4 protein-coding genes are annotated in these 3,347 nt (G+C 67.9%); 1 reads left to right on the top strand and 3 read right to left on the bottom strand.

Annotation, left to right across the window (positions count from 1 at the left end; translation table 11 throughout):
• The coding region (locus ABZ281_RS43255; protein ID WP_356663621.1) for a nuclear transport factor 2 family protein at window positions 1–391 on the top strand (391 nt) is incomplete at its 5' end.
• An 89-nt stretch (window positions 392–480) separates the two neighbouring features.
• Here the strand turns inward: ABZ281_RS43255 and ABZ281_RS43250 are convergent.
• The 3 genes from ABZ281_RS43250 to ABZ281_RS43240 all read right to left on the bottom strand — a co-directional run bounded on the left by ABZ281_RS43250 (window position 481) and on the right by ABZ281_RS43240 (window position 3,329).
• Window positions 481–936, bottom strand: coding sequence for a hypothetical protein (locus ABZ281_RS43250; RefSeq protein WP_356663619.1), 456 nt, complete (start codon window positions 934–936; stop codon window positions 481–483).
• A 102-nt stretch (window positions 937–1,038) separates the two neighbouring features.
• The gene (locus ABZ281_RS43245; RefSeq protein WP_356663617.1) at window positions 1,039–2,055 is read right to left on the bottom strand and encodes an aminotransferase class I/II-fold pyridoxal phosphate-dependent enzyme; all 1,017 of its coding nucleotides are present in this window, start codon (window positions 2,053–2,055) and stop codon (window positions 1,039–1,041) included.
• Window positions 2,052–3,329 carry a radical SAM protein gene (locus tag ABZ281_RS43240; protein WP_356663615.1) on the bottom strand — a complete coding sequence of 426 codons (1,278 nt, stop codon included), beginning with the start codon at window positions 3,327–3,329 and terminating at the stop codon, window positions 2,052–2,054. The genes ABZ281_RS43245 and ABZ281_RS43240 overlap by 4 nt, the downstream gene beginning before the upstream one ends.
• Between the last annotated feature and the right edge of the window lie 18 nt (window positions 3,330–3,347).

Here is a 3,347-nt window from a genome sequence, read left to right as displayed (position 1 = left end):
GGACGCCAGGACGCGCGAGCTGGTACGCCGCTACACCGACGCCAGCGTGGCCACGGACATCGACCGGCTCACCACACTGCTGCGCGAGGACGTCCGCTGCTCGATGCCGCCCACGCCGGGCCTGTACATCGGCCGCGACACGGTGGTGAACGACTGGATCACAAGCGGCTTCGAGGACATGAAGGGCCTGCGTGCCGTCTTCACCTCCGTGAACCGGCAGCCCGCTCTCGCCTTCTACCTCTGGCGGAAGCAGGAGGGCGCGTACCTGCCGCTGACGATCGACGTCCTGCGCGTCACCGGTGGGTTGATCACCGAGATCATCACGTTCCACGACGACCGGTTCGAGCGGCTCGGTCTGCCGGAGCGCCTTCCGGCGGAGGGCACGGAGTAGTCCTCTGGACGAGAGGATCACCCTGGGGCACCGAGCCCTGAGGGTTGCCGCCGTCGGAGGACGTACTCAGAGTACGCCCACCAGCACGATCACGAGGGCGGGCAGTGTGAGGAAGACGGTGCCGAGGTAGACGGCGAGGACCCACCGGTGCGCGGAGGCGATGCGGGCGAGGCTCTCGGCGAAGAACACCCCATGCCTGTCGCCATGGCGAGGTATGGGTTGCGACCGACGGCCTTGACCAGAATGTCGCGGGCCCGGCCGACCATGAGCAGCTTGAGTGGCTTCCCCAGGTAACGGACGGCGACAAGGATCAGAGCGGCGTCGATCACAATTGTGAACAGCGGCCCGAGCGTACTGCTGACATGTGGGGTCGGGAAGAAGATCAGCGGCGCGAGCCAGTTGGAGAAGTCGTGGACGGTCGAGACGCCGAGCGCCCTGCGGAACTCTGTGCGGTTGCCGATGAAGGTCAGTGCGACCAGGCTCGTCGTCACGGTGGTGCCGAGGTTCGCGGCCGGAATGAGGGGGATCGAGCCCTCGATGGGCAACGCGCCCGACCCTCATGGATCAAGGCTACGAGCTCCTGACCAGGGGCGCGCGTGGCTGAGCGCCGTACGTGTGGTCGTATACGGCAAGGTCCTCCGGTGCTTTCACCGTGCCACCGCCGGGGTCGGGCCGAAAGCGTCGGCAAGACTGGTCAGGATGGAGCCGGACCAACTGCTCTCCCCGAACACGCTGACCGGCATGGCGAGCACGCCGCACTCGCGCTGGAGCGTCTCCGCCGGTATCTCAACCGGGAAGAAGTAGTTGCCGGGACACGTGCGGCTCGCCGTGGGAATCTCTTCGAGCACTTCGTACGGCAACCGTTCGAACAGCCGCTCGGCCCGTGCGGCCAGTTCGTCGACGACCTGCCGGGGCACGTCGCTGTGCTCGGCCAGCAGACGGTCGGCGAGCCTCAGCTGTGCCGACGTCGGCGGATCACCCCGGAACGCTTCGGCCAATCCGGCGTGCGCCGGACCCAGCAGGACCACGCCGAAGGTGCGTGGCCACAACCATCCCTTGGTGACCGAATGCAGCAGGACCGCACCACCGGTGTCCAGCAATCGCCGGGTGCCGGCAGCGAACGGGGTTCCCAGGTCGTAGACGCTGTCGATCAGCAGGCGGCGGCGTGGCGATTCCCGCAACCACGACATCACCGCGTCGCACTCGGCATCGGACAGGTAGCGTCCGAGCGGCTTGCTGGGGTTGGCGAGCAGCAGGTACTCGGGCCGATGGTCCGCCGGAGACCTCGGCAGGGCAGGTGCCGGGAGCGTCGGGTAGGACGCAGGCGCCAGGCCCGCAGCGCGGGCCAGCTCGAGGTAGACCGGGTACACGTCGCTGGGCAGCCACAACCGCGCTTGCGTGGTGCGCAGCCAGTGGAACACCACACCGAGGCCGTGCCGGACCCCTCGACAGACCATGGCGTGGCCGGACCACTCTTCCGGCAGCTCGAAGCGCCGCAGCCAGGCACGGGCGAGATCGCACCGGTGCACCGTACTCATGCCGGTCGGCGGTTCCGGTCGCATCGGCGCAAGTGCCCGGTACACGTTGGTCTCGGCAGCGTCCAAGAGCGACGACGAAGCACTGAGTTGGCGCTGCCGGAATTCCTGGAACTCGCCGAACCTCATGCCGTGGCGCCTTCCGGCACGATCTCGCTGGCCCGGTCCTCCAGGGAGGCGTAGCAGCGGCCGTCGGCCATGACGTTCCAGCTGCGTGCGATCCCGTTGATGCGTTCCCAGAGCAGGCTGGGTTCGGTGTAAGCGGCGATCCGCATCGGCCGTCCGTCCCAGCTGCCCTGGTAGACCGGGGCGCCCCAGGGCAGGCGGCTCGCCAGTTCGAAGCCGTGCCGCTCGGCGAACCGGGTGACGAGAGACAGCGAAACCTGGTGCTCCCGGCTCCAGACGTTGGCGGCGCGGTCGAAGTAGAGCGACTCAGTGCTGGTGGAAACGTAGAGTTCTTTGAAGCAGACTTCCTCGACACCGAGAGCCGCGGCCCACGACACGTAGTCGGCGACCCCGGCCGCGTCGGCGACGCCGCCGTGCTGGAGCACGCAGATCAGCCTCATCCGCAACCCGGGCCAGCGGTCACGTTCCACGCGCCAGGTGTCGATCACAGAGCTCACCGGTGTACGCAGCATCATCAGCCGCTCGCTGACGGCGTCGTCGTGATGATGCCGGGAGACCGCCAGCACGCTCAGGCCCGCGGCGCTCAGGGCTGCGAGGCGGCCGGCCCGGTCGGCGTGCCGGCCCTTCGTCAGGGTGTGCGCGTTGGTGATCAGGACGACCTTGGGGAAGGCCGCCGAGCAGGCGGACACCAGCCGCAACTGCTGTTCGAAGGGTATGAGCGTGGGCTCCCCGCCGCCGGTGATCACTGCGCGCTCGGCCCCCGCCGCACTGGCGCGCTCCAGCCAGTGGGCGACGGCGTCCCACGGGACCCGTGCAGGCGCTTGGTCGCTGGATATCGAAGCCGAGGAGAAGCAGAACGAACACCGGGCTTGGCAGGCGGAGGCGACCGGCAGAAGCGAAACCGAGCGCGGTCGCATGTCGGCATAGCTGCGCTGCGCCGATCCGTGCAGCTCCAAGGAGGCCGCCATCGCATCCTCGACGGTTGTCGGACGCAGAGTGAACTCGTCGCCCGCTCGGTCGAGTTCGTGGACTGCTGACAACCGGATGCGAGCCTTGTGCAGTTCCATGCCGAGGCTGGTCGACATGTTGGGTACCAGTTCGTCGGGGTCCACCATGGTTTCCAGCACGAGCAGCCGGTCGCCCGGAATGGCCAGACGGTCCAGCAAGCGTCGCGCCTTGCCGATGCCGATCCCCAACTCCGCACGGGCCAGCAGGTGGAACCGGTCGGGATAGGTGCTCTCTGAACCGCCCCGGCTCAAATAGAGACTCGGTTTCATGAAAGGATCGAGTCATGG

The organism is Streptomyces sp. NPDC006265 (genome assembly GCF_040613555.1).
Classification (GTDB): Bacteria; Actinomycetota; Actinomycetes; order Streptomycetales; family Streptomycetaceae; genus Streptomyces.
The sequence above is the reverse complement of the archived record's forward strand: the minus strand, read 5'-3'. Positions and strand labels throughout refer to the sequence as shown.

Excerpts from the sequence above, each read along its gene's own strand:
- ABZ281_RS43245 (WP_356663617.1), bottom strand. The coding sequence starts at position 2,055 with ATGAGGTTCGGCGAGTTCCAGGAATTCCGGCAGCGCCAACTCAGTGCT.
- ABZ281_RS43240 (WP_356663615.1), bottom strand. The coding sequence starts at position 3,329 with ATGAAACCGAGTCTCTATTTGAGCCGGGGCGGTTCAGAGAGCACCTAT.